This window comes from Nonomuraea antri (genome assembly GCF_013283785.1).
GTDB lineage: Bacteria > Actinomycetota > Actinomycetes > Streptosporangiales > Streptosporangiaceae > Nonomuraea > Nonomuraea antri.
The window spans coordinates 80,572-97,105 of sequence record NZ_JABCPZ010000001.1; the positions used below are offsets into that span (position 1 = coordinate 80,572).

The 16,534-nt window shown below is 73.0% G+C and carries 14 protein-coding genes; 7 read left to right on the forward strand and 7 right to left on the reverse strand.

The window, feature by feature from the left end:
* Positions 1-8: 8 nt before the first annotated feature.
* The 3 genes from HII36_RS00325 to HII36_RS00335 all read right to left on the reverse strand — a co-directional run bounded on the left by HII36_RS00325 (position 9) and on the right by HII36_RS00335 (position 6,795).
* Positions 9-2,825 carry a BTAD domain-containing putative transcriptional regulator gene (locus HII36_RS00325; RefSeq protein ID WP_173520957.1) on the reverse strand — a complete coding sequence of 939 codons (2,817 nt, stop codon included), beginning with the start codon at positions 2,823-2,825 and terminating at the stop codon, positions 9-11.
* A gap of 84 nt (positions 2,826-2,909) precedes the next feature.
* Positions 2,910-6,254: a BTAD domain-containing putative transcriptional regulator gene (locus tag HII36_RS00330; RefSeq protein ID WP_173520958.1), complete on the reverse strand. Its 3,345-nt coding sequence runs from the start codon at positions 6,252-6,254 to the stop codon at positions 2,910-2,912.
* Positions 6,255-6,306: 52 nt separating this feature from the next.
* A complete protein-coding gene (locus HII36_RS00335) occupies positions 6,307-6,795 on the reverse strand; it encodes an ATP-binding protein (RefSeq protein WP_173520959.1) in 489 nt (162 codons plus the stop codon).
* A 259-nt stretch (positions 6,796-7,054) separates the two neighbouring features.
* Between HII36_RS00335 and HII36_RS00340 the strand changes: the two genes are divergently transcribed.
* The 4 genes from HII36_RS00340 to HII36_RS00355 are packed head-to-tail and all read left to right on the forward strand — an operon-like array spanning position 7,055 to position 8,632.
* On the forward strand, positions 7,055-7,288 hold the full coding sequence (locus HII36_RS00340) for a hypothetical protein (protein ID WP_173520960.1): 234 nt from the start codon (positions 7,055-7,057) through the stop codon (positions 7,286-7,288).
* Positions 7,285-8,085: a hypothetical protein gene (locus tag HII36_RS00345; RefSeq protein ID WP_173520961.1), complete on the forward strand. Its 801-nt coding sequence runs from the start codon at positions 7,285-7,287 to the stop codon at positions 8,083-8,085. The genes HII36_RS00340 and HII36_RS00345 overlap by 4 nt, the downstream gene beginning before the upstream one ends.
* Positions 8,082-8,270 carry a hypothetical protein gene (locus HII36_RS00350; RefSeq protein WP_173520962.1) on the forward strand — a complete coding sequence of 63 codons (189 nt, stop codon included), beginning with the start codon at positions 8,082-8,084 and terminating at the stop codon, positions 8,268-8,270. Before HII36_RS00345 ends, HII36_RS00350 begins: the two co-directional genes overlap by 4 nt.
* Before the next feature lie 44 nt (positions 8,271-8,314).
* Positions 8,315-8,632 (forward strand): DUF2795 domain-containing protein, encoded by a 318-nt coding sequence (locus HII36_RS00355; protein WP_173520963.1) that lies wholly within the window; start codon positions 8,315-8,317, stop codon positions 8,630-8,632.
* A gap of 69 nt (positions 8,633-8,701) precedes the next feature.
* On the opposite strand, the gene HII36_RS00360 is transcribed toward HII36_RS00355, so the two are convergent.
* The 3 genes from HII36_RS00360 to HII36_RS00370 all read right to left on the reverse strand — a co-directional run bounded on the left by HII36_RS00360 (position 8,702) and on the right by HII36_RS00370 (position 12,386).
* Positions 8,702-9,409, reverse strand: a complete 708-nt coding sequence (locus HII36_RS00360; protein ID WP_268959408.1) for a 4a-hydroxytetrahydrobiopterin dehydratase — start codon at positions 9,407-9,409, stop codon at positions 8,702-8,704.
* A 61-nt stretch (positions 9,410-9,470) separates the two neighbouring features.
* A complete protein-coding gene (locus HII36_RS00365) occupies positions 9,471-11,747 on the reverse strand; it encodes a xanthine dehydrogenase family protein molybdopterin-binding subunit (protein WP_173520965.1) in 2,277 nt (758 codons plus the stop codon).
* Positions 11,748-11,780: 33 nt separating this feature from the next.
* Complete coding sequence (locus HII36_RS00370) at positions 11,781-12,386, reverse strand: NAD(P)H-dependent oxidoreductase (RefSeq protein ID WP_173520966.1); 606 nt, start codon at positions 12,384-12,386, stop codon at positions 11,781-11,783.
* Between the two features lie 162 nt (positions 12,387-12,548).
* On the opposite strand from HII36_RS00370, the gene HII36_RS00375 reads away from it, so the two are divergent.
* The 3 genes from HII36_RS00375 to HII36_RS00385 all read left to right on the forward strand — a co-directional run bounded on the left by HII36_RS00375 (position 12,549) and on the right by HII36_RS00385 (position 15,869).
* Complete coding sequence (locus tag HII36_RS00375; RefSeq protein ID WP_173520967.1) at positions 12,549-13,688, forward strand: sensor histidine kinase; 1,140 nt, start codon at positions 12,549-12,551, stop codon at positions 13,686-13,688.
* Positions 13,685-14,347, forward strand: coding sequence for a response regulator (locus HII36_RS00380; RefSeq protein WP_173520968.1), 663 nt, complete (start codon positions 13,685-13,687; stop codon positions 14,345-14,347). The genes HII36_RS00375 and HII36_RS00380 overlap by 4 nt, the downstream gene beginning before the upstream one ends.
* Positions 14,348-14,471: 124 nt before the next feature.
* Complete coding sequence (locus HII36_RS00385) at positions 14,472-15,869, forward strand: LCP family protein (RefSeq protein ID WP_173520969.1); 1,398 nt, start codon at positions 14,472-14,474, stop codon at positions 15,867-15,869.
* A gap of 9 nt (positions 15,870-15,878) precedes the next feature.
* Here HII36_RS00385 and HII36_RS00390 read toward each other — a convergent pair whose 3' ends face one another.
* Positions 15,879-16,475 (reverse strand): TetR/AcrR family transcriptional regulator, encoded by a 597-nt coding sequence (locus HII36_RS00390; protein ID WP_173520970.1) that lies wholly within the window; start codon positions 16,473-16,475, stop codon positions 15,879-15,881.
* Between the last annotated feature and the right edge of the window lie 59 nt (positions 16,476-16,534).

Genomic DNA, 16,534 nt, shown 5'->3' on the forward strand with positions numbered 1-16,534 from the left:
TCAACCGCTCAGTGCGCGTGGCTGTGCAGCAGCGGGTCGTCCAGCATGACGTGGACCTGCGCCGGGGTCATCCCGGACCCCTGACGCAGGCATTCGGCCAGCTCGTCCGCGGGGAGCGCCTGGCGGATCAGTGCCACGCGCTCCTGCCCGTCCACCGGGTCCATCTCCAGCGGCGAGAAGCCGACCCTGGCCGCGCGTGCCTCGACCGCGCCGAGCAGCCGCGCGCCGTCGTGCGGCCGGCCGAGCGCGGTCAGCGCGGCGGCCACCGTGTGCACCCCCACCAGCCAGGACGTGACGTCCCTGTCGTCGTGCAGCAGGCGCAGCGTCGCCAGGCCCGCGCGCAGCACCCGGTCGGCGCGGCCCAGCTTCAGGTCGATCTTCATGAGCAGCCAGGTGGACGAGGCGATCACGAACCGGTGCCCGCTCTCCTCCGCCACGGTCAGCGACTCGGTCAGCGACTCCCTGGCCTCGCCCACCTCGCCGCAGAACAGCAGCAGCATGCCCAGGCCCATCAGCGCCTCGGCCTCCAGCCAGCGCAGTCCGGCCACCTTGGACAGGTCGAGCGCGATCCTGGCCTCGGCCACCGCGTTCGGCATGCCGCAGATCCCGCCGAACAGCGCCCGGTACGTCAGCGCCTGGGCCTCCGCGACCAGGTTGCCCGCCTCCCTGCTGATCTCGGCGGCCTCCCCTGCGGTGCGGTGCGCGGCGGCGAAGTCACCGGCCAGGTAGTACAGGCCGGCCATGCCGATCACCGGCAGCGTCCTGGTCTCCGGCGGCGTGTCGGGCGACAGCTCCATGGCCGCCGACAGCCAGCCCAGGCCCTCGGCCACGTGTCCCCTGCGGTACCAGAACCACGACAGCGCGCCGCTCAGCCGCAGCGCGTACTCGCCTTCGCCGGCCAGCAGCGCCGAGGTGAACGCGGCGCGGTGTTCCGGCTGGTCCGACATGAGCACGTCCATGGCGGGCGTGGCCTGGTCGCCGCGCAGGCGCGCCTCGGCGGCCTGGGCCCTGGCCAGCACCCAGGCGCGGTGCGCGGCCTGGGTCGCGGTCAGCTCGGCCGGGTCCTGCTTGGCGCGGGCGAACTCCTTGAGCGTCTCCAGCATCCGGTAGCGCCGCGGCGAGGTGCCCGGCTCCACCGCGACCAGCGACTTGCGCACCAGCGCGCGCACCCCGGCCAGCACCGGACGCCCGCACACGGCCGCCGCCGCGTCCAGGTCGAAGCCGGCGGCGAACACGGCGAGCCGGTGGAACAGCTCGCGCTCGGCGGGTTCGAGCAGGTCGTAGCTCCACTCCACGGTCTGGGCGAGCGTCTGGTGGCGGCGCGGTCCGGGGCCGGAGGTGAGCACGGCGAAGCGGTCGTCCATCGAGGCCAGCATCTGCTCGATCGACAACATGCGGCACTGGCCGGCGGCCAGCTCGACGGCCAGCGGCAGTCCGTCGAGCCCGGCGCACAGGAGGCCCGCCTGCTCCAGCTCGGCGGACGTCGGCTGCCAGCCGGGGGTGGCGGCCCTGGCCCTGGTCAGGAACAGGTCGCGGGACTCGGCCCGGGACAGCGGGGGCACGTCGTACAGTGCCTCGCCGGGCACGCCGAGCGTCTCTCGGCTGGTGGCCAGGACGCGCAGGTCGCTCGCGCCGGCCAGCAGCCCGCTCACCGCGGTCCCGACCGCCTCGACCAGGTGCTCGCAGTTGTCCAGCACCAGCAGCGGCCCGCGCCCGCGCAGCGCCAGGGCGATGCGGTCGATGGCGGGCGGGCCGGACAATCCGAGCGCCTGGGCGATGGTGGCGGGCAGCAGCGCGGGGTCGCTGAGCCCGGCCAGCTCGATCAGCCAGGGGCCGTCGGCGTCGGTACGCGCGTGCGCGGTCTCCAGCGCCAGCCTGGTCTTGCCGATGCCGCCCGGACCGGTCAGCGTTACCAGCCTGTGCTCGGCCAGCAGCGCGGTCACCTGCGCGATCTCGATGTCCCTGCCGACCAGCCCGGTTACCGGGAACGGCAGGTTCCTGCCCGGCTCGCGCGCGGCGGGCGCGGCGGCGGTCTCCGGCCTGGCGGGCGCGGGGGCGGGCAGCAGCGAATCGTCCTGGGCGAGCACGGCGGACTCCAGCTCGCGCAGCGCCGGGCCGGGGTCGAGGCCCAGCTCCTCGGCGAGCACTCCCCTGGCCGCGCGCAGCGCCGCCAGGGCGTCTCCCTGCCGGCCCGCGCGGTACAGCGCCAGCACGAGCAGTTCCCATGCACGTTCGCTGGTGGGCTGCTCGGCGGTGAGTTTCTCCAGCTCGGGGACCACGGCGGCGTGCCTGCCCAGCGCGAGCTGCGCCGCGCACAGGCTCTCCCTGGCCGACAGGTACAGCCCTTCCAGCCGGGCGATCTCCGGCACCGCGAACGCCGCGGCGGCGAACTCGCCGTACGGCTGGCCGCCCCACAGCCGGACGGCCTGGCCGAGGACGGTCGCCGCGTCGTCGGCCGCGCCGCTCTCCAGCAGCAGTTGCCCCTCGCCGATCAGCCGGACGAACCGCTCGGCGTCCACCGCCTCTGCCTCGACCCGCAGCGTGTAGCCGTTGCCCACCCGGGCCAGGACGTCGGAAGGCGTCCTGTTCGTCCGGTCGGGTTCGAGCGCCTTGCGCAGCCTGGCGATGTAGGAATGCAGGGTGGGCATCGAGGGCGGTTCGTCGTTGCCCCAGGCCGCGTCGAGGACCCGTTCGGCCGAGACCACCTGGCCGCGTGCGGCCACCAGAACCGCGAGCACCGCTCGCTGCCTCAGGCCGCCGAGCGCGACCTCCACCCCGTCGACCTCGGCCGTTATCGGGCCGAGCACGTTGACGCGCAGCGCCACTTCCCACCTCTGGTTCCGCCGCCCAGGCCCCAGCGTGCGGCCTGGTCAACGAAGCTTAGATGAGATTTAGCGAGAAATGTCCAGTTACCGGCTGGTAGCCAATCGTAGTTGCGCCCGGACCGGAATCTCCCGCGCGGCCGCCGCCGCCCGATCGCGCCACCAGGTCAGGCCGTTCCTGTCGGCCAGCCGCTCCAACGCGGTCAGATGCTCGATCGCCGAGCGGTGCCTGCCGAGCGCCGAGGCCAGCAGCGCCAGGAACCAGTCGACCGGCCCCAGGCAGATCACCGCCGACAGCGCCGAGATCCGCCCGCTGTACGGCGACAGCGTCGCGTACGCGGCACGGCACTCGTGCACCCGGCCGAGCGCGGCCACGGCGGCGGCCCGCAGGCAGGTCATCGACAACCACGACCAGTCGAGCGGCGGCGCGGCGCGCGGGCCGCCGTTCAGCCGCCTGGCCTCCTCCAGCCGGCCGAGCGCGGACAGGCGCAGCGTGTCGGCGTCGTGGTCGAGCGTGGGATGCACGCCGCGGATGGCCTCGATGAGCGGCCCGGTCCCGGCCATCGTGCCGCGGTGGAAGTTCAGCCCGAGCCTGCCCATGGCCACGGTCGGCCGGGCGTGCCAGACTCCGACGTGCTCGGTCTGCGCCTCGGCCTCGGCGTACATGCGTTCCGCCGCGTCGAAGCGGCCGTCGAGCGCGTACCTGTTGGCCCGCCAGAGCGTGTGCTGGAAGCGCGGCCAGGGCAGCGGCAGCCGTTCGAGCAGCGTCTCGCAGCGGGTGGCGGCCTGGTCGGCGCCCTGGAGGTCGAACATCTCCAGCCGGTTGTGCGTGTCCATCATCCTGGCCAGCAGCTCGAAGCCGGGGCTGCCGGCCGTGGCCGCCAGCTCGTGCAGCTCGTCGGTGATCTGCAGCAGCTCGGGCACGTGCCTGGGCTGGGGCAGCGCCTGGTGCCTGGCGTTGAGCGTGCGCATCAGCAGGCGGGGCTCGCCCAGGCGGCGGGCCATGGCCACGGCCCGCGCCGACAGGGTGTCGCAGCGCGGGTCGCCGGTGCCGTCGTACAGCTCCTGGGCCAGGCCGGCCAGCAGCATGGCGCGTTCCGGGGCGTCGGCGCCGGGCAGGTCGGCCAGCGCGGTCTCCAGCCGGTGCACCAGCCGCAGCTCGACGGCCTCGTAGGGGTCTCTGAGCGTCCAGACGGCGGGGATGTCGAGCGCGGTCAGCGCGCGGATCAGCAGCTCGCGGCCGGTGTCACGGCTCGTCACTCCGACCCGGTCGGCCGCCCTGATCGCCGCGGCCCTGGCCTCCCTGGCGGCGATCGGGTCACCGGCCCGCAGCAACGACCTGACCTGGCGCAGCAGCAGCTCCACGTGCTCGGCGGGATCGCCGCCAGAGGCGTCGTGCGCGGCGATGGCCTGGCCCAGCCAGGTGGCCGCCTCGCGGTAGGCCAGGCGAAGATCGGCCTGGTCGGCCGCGGCCACCGCCCACCGCACGGCCTCGCCGTAGGCGGCCGGACCCGCCTGGACGGCGTGGTGCGCGATGACCGCCACGTCGGCGCCCGGCCGCTCGGCCAGCGCCCGCGCCAGGTCGCGGTGCACGGCGGCCTTGCGCAGCGGCGGCACGTCCAGCACCAGCGTCTCCCGGACCAGGTCATGTGCGAAGGCCAGCCGGCCGCTGGTGGACAACCCGGCACGTTCCGCCCGATCGCCCGCGGTCACCAGCAGGCCGGCGCGTACCGCCAGGTCGAGGGCGTCGTAGGTGTCCTCGCCAGCCGCCCTGGCCACGATCGCCGGGTCGAACTCCCTGCCGAGCAGCGCGGCCACCACCAGGGCCGGCCGCAGCCCGGGCAGCGCGTCGAGCCGCATGCGCACCAGCTCGGTGACGGCCTCGGGGACGGCGTCCGCCCGCTCGTCCACGGCCAGCAGCTTGACGCTCTCCCGCAGGAAGAACGGGTTGCCGCCGGTGTAGCCGGTCATCCGCAGCGCGGACTCCTCGTCCAGCTCGACGCCCAGGTCGGCGGCCAGCTCGCGGGCGGCGTCCGGGTTCAGCCCGGTCAGGCGCAGCCGCAGCAGGTCGTAGCGGAAGAGGCGGTTCAGCGGGTCGTCGGTGCCGCTGCGGTACGCGGTGACCAGCGTCAGGTCGCCCTCGCGGGTGCCGTTCAGCACGAGCAGGTCCCTGAGCAGGTCCAGCGAGGCCGGGTCGGCCCACTGCAGGTCGTCCAGGACGATCACCAGCGGCCTGACCCGCGACGCCGTGGCCAGCCACCGGGCGATGGCCTGGTTGCGGCGCAGCAGCAGCGCGTCGTGCGCGCCGTCGGAGCGTTCGCCGTCGAGCAGCCCGGCCAGCGCCCGCCGGTCGGCCGGCGGGCAGTGCCGCTCCAGCGACTCGAACACCTGCATCCACGGCCACAGCGGCGGCGTGCCCTCGGCGTCGTGGCAGCGGCCCCAGAGCACGAGCCTGCCCTGACCGGCGCAGTGCGCGTCGAACGCTTCGAGCAGCCGCGTCTTGCCGATCCCCGGCTCGCCGCTCACCGCGGCCACCGCCAGGCCGGCGCGCGTGGCCTTGCCCGGCAGCGCCGTCAGCTCGGCGAGCTGCTGGTCACGCCCGCGCAACGCGAGCCCGGCCCCCGCGAGCCGGGCCGCAGCAGGCTCGCTGACCAAGGCCGATGGCTGGTCGTTCGCCGGCTCCAGCGACTCCACCTGCCGCAGGATGTCCTCCTGCAGCGCGCGCAGCTCGGGCCCCGGGTCCAGGCCGAGCTGGCCGGCCAGCAGCTCGGCGGCCCTGCGCAGCACGTTCAGCGCCTCCGCCTGGCGGCCCGTCCGGTACAGCGCCAGCGCCAGCAGGCACCACAGCCGCTCGCGCAGCGGGTTGGCGGCCGTCTCCGCCTCCAGGTCGGTGATGGCCGACTGCGGGCGGCCCAGGTCGAGCAGCGCGCGGGCCCGCCGCTCGACCGCGACCAGGCGCAGCTCGCACAGCCTGCCCACCTCGGTGAGCGCCCACCGCTCGTCGGCGAACTCGCCGTACGGCGTGCCGCGCCACAGCGCCAGCGCCTCCTCCAGGCACTCGAGCGCCTCCCTGGACGCGCGGAACTCCGCCCGGTTGATCAGCTCGGCGAACCTGCCCGCGTCCACGTCGGCGGTGGCGAGCAGGTACCCGGGCGCCCTGGCCACCAGCAGCTTGGCCGGCGTACGCGGGCTCCGGTCCGGCTCGACGGCCCGGCGCAGGTTCGACACGTACGAGTGCAGGGTCGGCAGCGCGCTGGGCGGGGCGGCGTCGCCGTACAGGTCGTGGATCAGGGTGTCGGTGGAGACCACCGCGCCGCGGGCGACCAGCAGTCGCGCCAGCACCGCCCGCGGCCGGGGGCCACCCAGGCCGCGGACCGGACCACCGTCGTCGCCGCGCACCTCCAGCGGCCCCAGAACTCGGAATTCCACCACGACGGGCAGTGTGCCGCAGCGGACTTGAAGAAGACTGGAAGGACTGGAAGGACTAGGCGCTGCTCTTCATCGCGGGGCTCGTCATGGCGGGTTCGGCCGCCGGCGGCCGCCGTGGCCCGCGTGGCAGCGCGAACCAGGTGGCCTTGCCGAGCAGTCCGGGGCTGGTGACGTATCGCTGCGGGTGGCAGCCGTAGAAGCCCTCGGACAACGCGGCGACGATGTGCAATCCGCGCCCGTGCTCGGCGCGCGGGTCGGCCGCCCCGGGCTCGGGCAGCGCCGTGTTGCTGTCGACCACCGCGCATCGGATCTCCTCGGTGTCGACGTGCAACACCAGCTCGTACGGCGCGGCCCCGTACAGGAAAGCGTTCGTGATCAGTTCGCTGACCATCAGGACGGCGTCGTCGACGAGCTCGGCAGGCAGCCCGAGCCCCGACAACTCCGCACGGACGATCGATCGGGAGTGTCCGACGGCCTGAGCTTCCTCACGCACCGGCCACACGTTGCGCATCCGGCTCGGCCGAGCTGATCGCAGCCTGGTCATGGCATCTCTTTCCGAGGCGGCGGGGCAACGAATGCGGGTTCGGCTCAGCACGGTGACCCCTGCCTCTGAGAGTGAACGGATGCGGCTGTCCAAACGTGTACGCACGGATGGCCGCTCCGGTTCACCCATCGATAGGAGAAAGTGCAACTTTTTCGGAACACCGGTCAATCCCGGCGAGCGCGACTATCGTGAGAAAGGCGTGAGTGGGACCGCCTCCTCCTGACGCATCACGTAGGCGAGCCGTGGCGAGGAGATCGGCATGCCTGACCTGAATCGGGAGGCGATGCAGGCAGCGGTGACACGCATCCAGAAGCTGTCCGACGACAACTGGTGGACGCTGAATCCGTCCTGCACGCTGATGACCAGAGAAGCCTGGGTGGGGCCGACAGGCAATCGCTTCAACCAGGCCGTTCACAGCCGGGAGCGCGAGCTGCGCGCGATGCTCTCCCAGGCCGTCGCGTCCGCCAGAGAGAAGCTGGCGGGCATGCCATGAGTTTCACCGGCGTGAAACTGCCCGAGTTCGACATGCTGATCTCGAAGCATGCGGCCGCGGCGCAGCGACTCGACGACCTGGCCGCCAGGCTGCACGGCGAGCTGGAACTGGCCGGGCTCGACACGACGCCCGCCGTACGCATCCGCAAGCTGGCCAAGGAGGTCAGCGGCGAGGTGTCGGACCTGCGGCGGCGCCAGCAGCTCGTCCGCGACCTGGAGCGCCGCGAGATCATCATGGGCTGGCCGGGCGGCGGCGGCAGCACGCTGCTGCCCATGCCCGACACGCTCGGCGCCGCCAGGGGCCTGCTCGACGGCACCCTGGCCGCCGACGCGGCCACCGAGGCCATCGCGGGCACGCCGGGCGCGGCGCACCGGCTGCTGGGCTTCGCCGGCAAGGGCGCCGACCCGGACTTCGCCCAGGTCCTCCTGACCAGGCTGGGCGCCAAGGGCGTGACGGAACTGCCCGCCGCGCTCTCGCTCCAGCTCGACGGCCGGCAGCAGGACGAGCGGCCGGAGAAGGCGATGCGGATGCTCGCCGCGGTCCTGGCCCGGGGCACCGACCCGGACAACCGGGCGTTCATGGGCGAATCATTCCTCACCGAGCTGATCAAACAGGCCCGGGCGGAACACCGCGTCCACGACGTCACCTACCTCGGCTACCAGGCGCAGGCGCTGATCTGGCAGGCGAGCAACGGCAAGCCGCCGTTCTCCGCGCGTTTCATGCAGGTCGTCGGTCAGGACGTGATCGACCACCTGCAGAGTGTGTCCCTGCAGGTCAGGGGTATTGAGACGCCATGAGCAGCACTGATGAGAACGAGCCAGAGGCCAACACCGAGCCGTTGCTCGACGCGATCGCGGACGACGCCGAGCCCGAGACCCGGGGCGGCCGCTCCGGGACCACCGGGCCCGCCAGGACCGCCGGGCAGGAGGCGCTGGAACAGGCGCTGTCGCAGTCCGGCAAGAACCTGGACGACCTCACCTGAGAACTGCGGGCCATAACCGCAGGTCACGGGGGTAAGTGGGCAGCATGAAACTGCAAGACACCGGGCCCGTCGTCGAGGCGCTCAACGATATGGACTTTCCCGCCGACAAGCAGAGCATCGTGGAGCACGCCCGTGCCCACGGCGCCGAGCAGGCGGCCGAGCGGGCGCTCGCGGCACTGCCGCTGGGTGACTACGCCAACCTGGCGGAGGTGCTGCGCTCCATTCCGGTCGACCCGAACCCCGGCCGCAGCGACAGCGACCGGGTACGCCAGCACCGTGAGTCCAGCCACAAGCCGGGCATGTCGGAGAGCGCCCAGTCCGTCGGCAAGCTGCCGCTGGACGAGGAGCTGGAGGGGGGCTGACCTTCATCACAGTCCTGCGCCGAAGGGCCCGCACGGGAAAGCCCGAACGGAAGGCCCGCGGACCTGGGTTCAGGGACGGCCGATTCCCGCGCCCAGGTCCATGATCAGCCCATCGACCGTCCTGGCCAGGTCCACGTCCTGGGCCGTCACCGCGCCGATCGAGGCCGTCCTGACGATGATCTCCAGGCCGTCGGCGGTGTCGTGGAGCTGCGGCTGCCGGCCGTAGGTGACCTTGAGCCCGTCGAGCGCCTTGCGCATCGCCCGCAGGTTCTCCGGCGGCAGCGAGATGACCCGGCGCAGCCCGTCGCGGTTGCCGCTCCACAGCGGCAGCGTGCGCAGCGCGGCGACGATCTCGTCGTCGGTCAGCGGCGCGATGCCGCCGGTCGGCCCGGTGATGCCGCCGCCGCTCTCCGGTGACTGGAACAGGCCGCGTACCTGCTCCGGGATGTGCAGCCTGGCCACCAGCTCGGGGTCCTGTTCCTTGACCGCGGCCAGCACCGCCTGCGCGCGCAGCCTGGCCTCCTCCGGGGGCCGACGGCCGAGCAGCCCGGCCTGGCGGACGATGCCTTCCTCGGTGCCGTCGTTGCCGGGGCGGTCCATCGGGAAGTCGTCGGTGAGCTCCGGCGGCAGGGCGTCGATGAGTACCCGCCGGTCGTCGTCGTCCAGCGCGCGGGCCAGCGCGGTCAGCGTGGCCTCCGCGGCCGCCCTGGCGCGGCCGGAGTCGAGGCCCGTCATGCGGCCTATGGATGAGAGCAGCTCTCGGTATTCGACGCTCATGGTTGTCCCCCGGATTCGACGTTCACGCTGGTCGTGCCCAGGTCAGAGCGCGTTTACACGATCACGGGGAGCGCAGGCGCCACAGCCTGTCGGGCGTGATGGGGGTCTCGGTGACGAGGTGGGCGATCTCGGGCAGCGCGGCGGCGACGGCGTTGCCGATCGCCGCGGCCGGGCCGATCGTGCCCGCCTCGCCCACGCCCTTCATCCCGCCGGGCGTGACGGGCGAGGGCGTCTCGACGTGCACGACCTCGATGTGCGGCACCTCGCGGGCGGTCGGCGGCAGGTAGTCGGTGATCGGCTGGCCGTCGTCGGTGTAGACGATCTCCTCGCTCAGCGCCATGCCGATGCTCTGCGCCACCCCGCCCTGGAGCTGCCCTTCGACGATGGCCGGGTTGACCAGCACGCCGGAGTCGTTGACCACCCAGTACCGCTCCACCTCGATCCCGCCGGTCTCCGGATCGACCGCGACGGCCGCGGCGTGCGCGCCGTAGGCGAAGGTGAGGCCCGACGGGTCGTGATTGACCCGTTCCTCCAGGCCGGGCTCGGTGCCTTCGGGCAGGTCCCAGCCGCGCCAGGCCGCGGTGGCCACCTCGCGCAAAGTCACCGACGAGTGCGGGTCGCCCTTCACCCACACGGCCGAGTCGACGATCTCCAGGTCGTCGGGTGCGGCCTCCAGCAGGTTCGCGGCGATGGCCAGCAGCTTGGCGCGCATCCTGGCCGCGGCCCGGGTGAGCGCCCCGCCGGCCAGCGCCAGCGCCCGGCTGGCGATCGACCCGATCGGCGAGTACGGCGTGGTCGCGGTGTCGCCCATCACCACCCTGACCCGGTCGATCGGCACCCCGACCCGGTCGGCGGCGATCTGGGCCAGCGTGGTCTCGATGCCCTGGCCGATCGGCACGACCCCGGTCGAGACGACCACGGAGGCGTCGGGGTTCATGCGCAGCACCGCGCTCTCGTACCCGCCGGTCTGCCCGCCGATGGCCTTCAGGATCATGGACGAGCCGAGCCCGGTGGTCTCCACGTGGCAGGAGTAGCCGATCCCGCGCAGCCGCCCGTCGCCGCCGGGCGGCGGCGTGACCAGCTCGCGCAGCCTGCGCAGCGCGCCCGGGTAGTCGCCGGAGTCGTAGTCCTGCATGAAGTGCGTGGTGCACGGCAGCTCGGCGGGCTCGATCATGTTGCGCAGCCGCAGCTCGACCGGGTCGAACCCGAACCTGCGCGCGGCCTCGTCGATCAGCCGTTCCCTGGTGAAGGCGGCCTCGGGCTGGCCGAACCCGCGGTAGGAGCCGGTCGGCGTGGTGGTCGTGACGGCGGCCCGCACCCTGGCCCCGGCCGTGTCGAACCGGTAGGGGCCCTGCAGCAGCGTCGCCGTCACCGCGAACGTGGAGCCGCCGGTGTTGGCCGGGTGCGCGCCCAGGTCGCCGAGGATGTCGGCGTACAGGGCCACGAAGCGGCCGTCGGCGTCGAGCGCGAGCCTGGCCCGGTGCACGGCGGCACGCGCGGGCAGCGTGGCGAACAGCCGGTCACCCGGCGACTCGGTCCAGCGCACCGGGCGGCCCAGGCGCATCGCGGCCAGGCAGATGAGCAGTTCGTCGGGGTAGATGTGCTCCTTGCCGCCGAACCCGCCGCCGGCGTCGCCGGTGACGACCCTGATCTGGTCGTGCGCGAGCCCGAACGCCTCCGCCAGGTGCTCGCGGGCGTGGTGCGGCGCCTGCGAGGAAGTGTGCACGACCAGCTCGTCACCGTCGTACGAGGCGACCACGCCACGCGTCTCCAGCGGGTACGGCGAGACCCTGCCGATGCGGAACGTCAGCTCGACCACGTGCGCGGCGGCCCGCTCCGCGGCGCCCGGGTCGCCCATCACGTAGTCGGTGACCAGGTTGCTCCCCCAGTCCGGGTGCAGCAGCGGCGCGCCCGGCGCCAGCGCCCGCTCGACCCCGACCACCGCGGGGAGCTGGTCGAGCTCCAGGTCGATCAGGTCGGCCGCGTCCCTGGCGGCCGCCGCGCTCTCGGCCACGACGACCGCGAGCGGCTGGCCGACGTACCTGATCGCCTCTTCGAGCACCGGGTACGACGTCATCCGCTGCCCCGGCGACAGGCTGGTGCACGGCAACCGGAGCCCGGCGGCGTCGGCCGGTGTGATCACGTCGAGCATGCCGTCGACCGTCCAGGCGGCCTTGGCGTCGCAGCCGAGCAGCCGGCCGTGGGCGATGGGGCTGCGCACCACGTGCGCGTGTACCGCGCCTGGCGGTCGCACGCCGCCGACGTAGCGGCCCTTCCCCATCAGGAGTCTGAGGTCTTCCCTGCGTGGCGTCCTGGCCCCTACGTACGCGTCGCCCATGAGCCCGATTGTGCGCCGCGCCCGGTGAGCGGTCTATACGCCGCGCGGCTCCAGCAGGGCGCGGGCGTGCTCGCGGGCCTCGCGCAGCCAGGTCTCCCGCTGCCCGGCGTCGGAGTCCGTCACGGTGCGGAAGACCACGCGGCGCAGCTCGCCGACTCCGACGTAGGGCAGCACGCAGGCGCCCCAGACGCGCTGCAGCGGGTCGCCGAACTCGTCGCGCTCGCGGTCCTCGGGCGTGTCGGAGGTGTTGAGCACCAGCGCCCGCCCGGCCTTGAGCAGCCCGGCCGGCTCGCCCTCGGCGGTGCCCAGCTTGTACGCCACCCCGGGCACGAGCACCCGCTGCACCCATCCGGCCAGCATCGCCGGGGGCATGCCCCACCAGTTGGGGTGCACGAACACCAGCGCGTCCAGCTCGGCGACCTCGGCCCGGTGCGCCTGGACCAGGTCGTCGGCCGAGGCGGGGACGTCGGCCACGGTCTCGGTCTCCGCCGCGGACAGCGCCGGGTCGAAGCCTTCGGCGTACAGGTCGTGGGGGCGTACGTCGGCGCCGAGCCCGCGCAGTTCGTCCACGACGGCCGCGAACAGGGCCGCGTTGAAGCTGCCGGGGCTGGGGTGTGCCAGGTAGACGCCGATGCGCATGCGGGGTTCCGTTTCCTGAGGATTGTCGCCTTCCGCAGGAAGTCTCACACAACCTGATCTACCGCTCGGGGAGCAGGTGCCCGGCGACTACTTCCCTGGCAGTAGCCGGTTTTACGCCTGCGTACGGATGAGGACGAACCGGACAACCCGTACTGTGCAGGCATGAGGTCTGAGCATGGATGGCGCCCGCTCGCGGTCGACGCCGCCGGCGCCGCGCTGGTGGCCGTCATGTTGCTCGGGAGCGCGGCGCTCGCCCCGGGCACCGGGCTGCTGGACTACCTCGCGGTGCTGGGCGGCTCGCTCGCGCTGGTCGCCTGGCGGCAGGCGCCGCTGGTGACGCTGGCGATCTCGACGGTCTGCATGCTCGTCTACTCGGGACACGCGCAGCCAGGGCCGCCGGGGGCCTTCCCGGTGCTGATCGCCGTGTTCGGCGCGGTCTGGGCCGGGCACCGGGTGGCCGCCGCGGTCGCGAGCACGCTGTTCCTGGGCGGCAGCCTGGCCGCCACGCTGACCGCGGACACCGGGCGTCCGCCGCTGGAGATCGTCCAGTCCACCACGCTGCTGCTGGGCTGGTTCGTGGCGGCCGGGATCGCGGCCACCGTGTCCAGGCACCGGCAGGCGTACCTGGAGCAGGTCGAGCAGCGTGCCGCCGAGGCCGAGCGCACCCGAGAGGAGGCCGCGCGGCGCCGGGCGGGCGAGGAGCGGCTGCGCATCGCCAGAGAGCTGCACGACTCGCTCACGCACAGCATCTCGATCATCAAGGTGCAGGCCGGGGTGGCCGTGCACCTGGCGCGCAAGCGCGGCGAGGAGGTGCCCGCCGCGCTGCTGGCCATCCAGGAGGCCAGCGGCGACGCCATCCGCGAGCTGCGCGCCACGCTGGAGGTGCTGCGCGAGGACGCCGAGCCGAACGGCAGCGGCCTCGGCCAGCTCGACGACCTGGTGAACCGGGCCCGCTCGACCGGGCTGTCGGCGAGCGTCACGGTCACCGGCACGCCCAGGAGCCTGCCTGCCGAGGTCGACAAGGCCGCCTACCGGATCGTCCAGGAGTCGCTGACCAACGTCTCCAGGCACGCGGGACCGGCCGCCGCGGCCACCGTCCTGGTCGCCTACGATCATGACGTCCTGGTGGTGCAGGTGGACGACGACGGCAAGGCCGACCGGGACCATCCGCCCGTCCCCGGCGTCGGCCTGCTCGGCATGCGCGAGCGGGTGGCCGCCCTGCGCGGCCTGCTGCGCGCCGAGCCGAGGGCCGAGGGCGGCTTCACGGTACGTGCCGAACTGCCACTGGAGGAATCGACGTGATCCGCGTGCTGCTCGTGGACGACCAGGCGCTCATCCGCGGCGGCTTCCGCGCGCTGCTGGAGGCCGAGGACGACATCGAGGTGGTGGCCGAGGCCGCCAACGGCGAGCAGGCGATCGCGCTGGCCCTCGAACACCTGCCGGACGTGGCGCTCATCGACGTGCAGATGCCCGTGATGGACGGCATCGAGGCCACCCGCAGGATCGCCGCCGACGAGCGGCTGAAGGACGTGCACGTGGTGATCCTGACCAACTACGGCCTGGACGAGTACGTCTTCAACGCGCTGCGTGCCGGGGCCGGCGGCTTCATGGTCAAGGACACCGAGCCGGACGACCTGCTGCAGGGCGTCCGGGTGGCCGCGCGCGGCGACGCGCTGCTGTCCCCGGCGATCACCCGCAGGCTGATCAGCGAGTACGTGGCCCGCCGCCCCGACCCGGAGCTCGGCGACCTCGACGCGCTCACCAACCGCGAACGCGAGGTGATGGCGCTGGTGGCGCGCGGACTGACCAACGACGAGATCGCCGCCCACATGGTGATCAGCCCGACCACCGCCAAGACGCACGTCAGCAGGGCGATGACCAAGTTGCGGGCCCGCGACAGGGCGCAGCTCGTGGTCTTCGCCTACGAGTCCGGCCTGGTCTCGCCCCGTCCCAGGAGCTGACCGGCCGAACGCCGGGACCGGGGCCACGGCCTGGCGGTAAACTGCCGACGTTCAACGGCCGAGATCTGTACGGCGAGGCTCTTGGCCAGGGCGGGCGCCCTCGGCCCCCGTCCCCTGGAGTCACGTGAGCAGTGGGCTTGTCGACGCGCCCCAGGTGCAGGGCGCGCCGCCGCCGCGCCGCCGGCGGCGCTGGCCGCGCGTGCTGATCGCGGTCGTGGTCGCGCTCGTGCTGCTGGTCGCGGGCATCGTGGCGGGCGTCTCTCTGAAGCTGATCGGCAACGTGAAGCACGAGAACGTCACCCAGGAGGACCTGGGCGCCACCCGGCCGCCCAAGGTGGCCACCACGGCGATGAACGTGCTCATCGTCGGCTCCGACCAGCGCAACGGCAAGAACGCCAGGTACGGCCGGGTGGCCGGCGAGCGCACCGACACGATCATGCTGGCGCACGTGTCGTCCCAGCGGGACAACGCGATCGTGGTGAGCTTCCCCCGCGACTCGCTCGTCCAGCTGCCCGCCTGCCGGGCCAAGGGCCACCTGCCCGGCCAGCAGGCGCACCTCGGCATGATCAACGAGTCGTTCAACTCCGGCGGCATCGCCTGCACCTGGAAGACCGTCGAGACGCTGACCGGCATCCGCATCGACCACTTCGTGAAGGTCGACTTCACCGGCTTCAAGACGATGGTCGACGCGGTGGGCGGCGTGGAGGTCTGCCTGCCCGCGCCGGTGAACGACAAGAAGGCGCTGCTGCACCTGCCCGCCGGGCGGCAGACGCTCAACGGCGAGCAGTCGCTCGGGTACGTACGCGCCCGCTACAGCCTGGGCGACGGCTCCGACATCGGCAGGATCCAGCGGCAGCAGATGTTCATCGCCTCGATGCTGAAGAAGGTGATGAGCGGCGAGACGCTGACCGATCCGGCCAAGCTGTTCGGCTTCCTCGACGCGGGCACCAGGTCCGTCACCACCGACCCCGGCCTGACCCCCGGCGTGATGCGGGACCTGGCGCTGAGCCTGAAGGGGCTCAACGCCGGGCAGGTCCGCTTCATCACCACCCCGTGGCACTACTCGCTCACCCAGCCCGGACGGGTGGAGTGGGTGCAGCCGCAGGCCAGGAAGCTGTTCCAGGCCGTGGCCCGCGACCAGAACCTGGCGGGCGTCAAGGGCGGCCAGGCCAAGGTCGGGCGCTCCAAGATCCAGATCGAGCTGCGCAACGGCACCTACCGCAGCGGGCTCGGCACCCAGGTGGCGGCCTTCCTGGAGCAGCGCGGCTACCACATCACCGAGATCGGCGACGCGGCGCGCAAGCCGCTGGCCAGGACCACCGTGCTGTACGGGCCGAACGGCGAGACCCGGGTGCCCACCCTGGTCAAGGACCTCAACGCGGGCACGCCCCGGCTGGTGGCCGGCGCCAGGACGAACCACCTGGTGCTGGTGATCGGCGACGACTGGCAGGGGCTCAAGCCGCAGCGCCCGGACGAGCCGCTGAACGCCTTCGACGCCACCCACGACACCTGCGCAGGGTGAGCCGGAGGGCTATTCGAGGAACGCACCCAGGGCCGCGAGCGCGTCGACGACCTCGCGGCCGCTCGGCGTGCTGTCCGGGTCGAGCAGCCACTGCGTGATCAGGCCGTCGGAGATCGCGATGAGCACCGAGACCACCGCCTCGGGCGAGAACGGCGGCTCGACGCCCAGCTCGGCGGACACCCGCCTGATCATGTCGACGCCCGCCCGCCTGGCCCGCGCGTACGCGGCGGCGAGCTTCTCGCGCAGCACCGGCTCGCGCAGCGCGGCCGGGTAGCCCTCGACGCAGACCACCAGCAGCGGCCGCATCTCCTCGAACACGTCGACCAGCTCGGCCATCGCGCGTTCCAGCGTCTGCCTGGGCGTGCCCAGCTCGGTCTCGAAGATCGCCTTCTCGACCCGCTCGGTCCACGCCTCGAACGTGCCCGCGATGGCCTCGTTCAGCAGCGCGTCTTTACCGCCGAAGTGGTAGCCGATGGAGGCCAGGTTCGTGCCCGACGCGGCGACCAGGTCGCGCGCGGTCGTGCGGGCGTAGCCCTTCTCCTGCAGGCAGCTCACGGCTCCCGCGAGCAGTCTCTCCCGGTATCCACCGGCCTCTGTGCGTGCCACGTGATCCATGCTACAGATGTATACGAGCGTCTATGACGTACGTATATCTACGGAGGTGT

Coding starts and splice junctions, on each gene's coding strand:
- HII36_RS00335 (WP_173520959.1), bottom strand. CDS start 6,795: ATGACCAGGCTGCGATCAGCTCGGCCGAGCCGGATGCGCAACGTGTGG.
- HII36_RS00340 (WP_173520960.1), top strand. CDS start 7,055: ATGCCTGACCTGAATCGGGAGGCGATGCAGGCAGCGGTGACACGCATC.
- HII36_RS00345 (WP_173520961.1), top strand. CDS start 7,285: ATGAGTTTCACCGGCGTGAAACTGCCCGAGTTCGACATGCTGATCTCG.
- HII36_RS00350 (WP_173520962.1), top strand. CDS start 8,082: ATGAGCAGCACTGATGAGAACGAGCCAGAGGCCAACACCGAGCCGTTG.
- HII36_RS00355 (WP_173520963.1), top strand. CDS start 8,315: ATGAAACTGCAAGACACCGGGCCCGTCGTCGAGGCGCTCAACGATATG.
- HII36_RS00360 (WP_268959408.1), bottom strand. CDS start 9,409: ATGAGCGTCGAATACCGAGAGCTGCTCTCATCCATAGGCCGCATGACG.
- HII36_RS00365 (WP_173520965.1), bottom strand. CDS start 11,747: ATGGGCGACGCGTACGTAGGGGCCAGGACGCCACGCAGGGAAGACCTC.
- HII36_RS00370 (WP_173520966.1), bottom strand. CDS start 12,386: ATGCGCATCGGCGTCTACCTGGCACACCCCAGCCCCGGCAGCTTCAAC.
- HII36_RS00375 (WP_173520967.1), top strand. CDS start 12,549: ATGAGGTCTGAGCATGGATGGCGCCCGCTCGCGGTCGACGCCGCCGGC.